The organism is Streptomyces sp. NPDC060205 (assembly GCF_042728395.1).
Taxonomy (GTDB): domain Bacteria; phylum Actinomycetota; class Actinomycetes; order Streptomycetales; family Streptomycetaceae; genus Streptomyces.
Window position 1 is genome coordinate 1 of the sequence record NZ_JBHWZP010000607.1, and the last position, 2,073, is coordinate 2,073.

2 protein-coding genes are annotated in these 2,073 nt (G+C 69.0%); both read right to left on the reverse strand.

All coding sequences use genetic code 11. The features are described 5' to 3' along the window. Window positions 1-56 precede the first annotated feature (56 nt). Window positions 57-887: an ABC transporter permease gene (locus ACFWGJ_RS43450; protein WP_107018351.1), complete on the reverse strand. Its 831-nt coding sequence runs from the start codon at window positions 885-887 to the stop codon at window positions 57-59. Continuing rightward, window positions 884-1,930, reverse strand: a complete 1,047-nt coding sequence (locus ACFWGJ_RS43455) for an ATP-binding cassette domain-containing protein (protein ID WP_387334504.1) — start codon at window positions 1,928-1,930, stop codon at window positions 884-886. The genes ACFWGJ_RS43450 and ACFWGJ_RS43455 overlap by 4 nt, the downstream gene beginning before the upstream one ends. Window positions 1,931-2,073: the final 143 nt, after the last annotated feature.

Sequence of the window (2,073 nt, forward strand, 5' to 3'; positions counted from 1 at the left end):
CTCCTTCGAGGAGGCCGCCGCCCTGGTCTGATGCGAGAAGGTCCCTCACGGGACGGTCAGGTCTTGGTGCGGTACTTGTGGATGGCGACTGGCGCCATCACCACGGTGATGACGAGCGACCAGAGCAGCGTGATCATGACGTCGTGGGCGACCGGCTGGCCGCCGTTCATCAGACCCCGGGCCGCGTCCGCGAGGGACGACAGCGGGTTGTAGTCGGTGAAGGTCTGCAGCCAGCCCGGCATCGTGGACGGCGGCGAGAAGATCGACGAACCGAACTGCAGGGGCATCAGCACGAGGAACCCCATTCCCTGGATGGCCTGGGCGTTCTTCATCACCACGCCCATGGTCAGAAAGATCCACATGATGGAGGAGCCGAAGACCAGGGCCAGGCCGATGGCGGCGAACAGACCGGGGACGTTCGACACGGACAGGCCGAGCAGGAAACCGACCCCGAGCAGGATCGCCGTGGCGAGCAGCAGCCGGCCGATCTCGACGGAGATCTTGGCGATCAGGACCGAGGCACGGGAGATCGGCAGGGACCGGAAGCGGTCCATCACGCCCGTCTGGAAGTCCTGGTTGAAGCCGGTGCCCACGCCCATGGCGATGTTCATGCCCATCATCGCCATGAGGCCCGGGACGACGTAGTTGACGTACTCGTCCTGGTTGCCCTTGCCGGCGATCGCGCCGCCGAAGACGAACACGAAGAGCAGCGTGAAGACGATCGGCATCAGGATGACGTCGAACATCGACTCCGGGTCCTGGCGGATCCACAGCACGTTGCGGCGGACCAGGGCGCTGATGTGCCGCAGATGGGCGCGCAGGCCGACGTGCGGATCGTCGCCGGTGTCGAGCGCCGCGGGTTTGTCGATGACGGTGGCGGCGCTCATACGGCGGCCTCCTCGTAGGTCTCGTGGGAGCGGTCGGCCGGGGTGTCGCGCGGGTCGCCCGGATCGGTCGGTCCGGTGGCCCGGTGGCCGGTGAGGGAGAGGAACACCTCGTCCAGGCTGGGCAGTTCGGTGCTGAGGCCCGCGAGGGTGATGCCCCGGGCGGTGAGCGCGCCGACCACCGCGGTCAGCTGCTCGTCGCTGAGGATCGGGACGAGGACCGTGCCGGTGGTGATGTCCACCGTGGCGCTGCCCGGGCCCGTGAGGCCGAACTCGTCGAGCGCGGCGGCCGTGGGGCGCAGCTCCAGCGGGTCGGCCGGGCGGATGCGCAGGGTACGGCCGCCGACCTTCGCCTTCAGCTCGTCGATGCCGCCGTTGGCGATGACCTTGCCGCGGTCGATGACCGTCAGCTCGTTCGCCAGCTGCTCGGCCTCCTCCATGTACTGCGTGGTGAGCAGCACGGTGACACCGTCACCGACCATCCGCTTGACCTCGCCCCACACCTCTTGCCGCGTACGTGGGTCCAGGCCGGTCGTCGGTTCGTCCAGGAACAGGACGGTCGGACTGCCGATCATGGACGCGGCGAGGTCGAGGCGACGCCGCATACCGCCGGAGTACGTGCTCGCCGGGCGCTTGCCCGCGTCGGTGAGCGAGAAGCGCTCAAGGAGTTCGTCCGCGCGGGTGCGGGCGTCCTTGCGGGTCAGGTCGAGGAGCCGGCCGATCAGATAGAGGTTCTCGCGGCCGGACAGCTTCTCGTCCACGGAGGCGTACTGGCCGGTGAGGCCGATTACGCGGCGCAGGCGGCGGGGCTGGCGCACGACGTCGAAACCGGCGACCGTGGCGCGGCCCGCGTCGGGTATGAGGAGGGTGGAGAGGATGCGTACGAGGGTCGTCTTGCCGGCGCCGTTCGGGCCGAGCACGCCGCGGACCGTGCCCTCGCGCACGTCCAGGTCCACGCCGTCCAGTGCTTTGGTCTCGCCGTAGTGCTTGACCAGTCCCCGCACGCTGACGGCGTCCTGCCGGGGCTCGTTGTCGATTCGCGTCATGCCACCAACGTCGCACCCCCCACCGACAAACCACCGACAGCTCACCGACACGTTCCACTGGGGTGCGGATGGTTTGTCCGCGGCCGAGTGGGGGCGGGCCTAAAGGATTGCGCAGTTCCCCGCGCCCCTGAGCCCCTCAGGGG

Excerpts from the sequence above, each read along its gene's own strand:
- ACFWGJ_RS43450 (WP_107018351.1), bottom strand. The coding sequence starts at position 887 with ATGAGCGCCGCCACCGTCATCGACAAACCCGCGGCGCTCGACACCGGC.
- ACFWGJ_RS43455 (WP_387334504.1), bottom strand. The coding sequence starts at position 1,930 with ATGACGCGAATCGACAACGAGCCCCGGCAGGACGCCGTCAGCGTGCGG.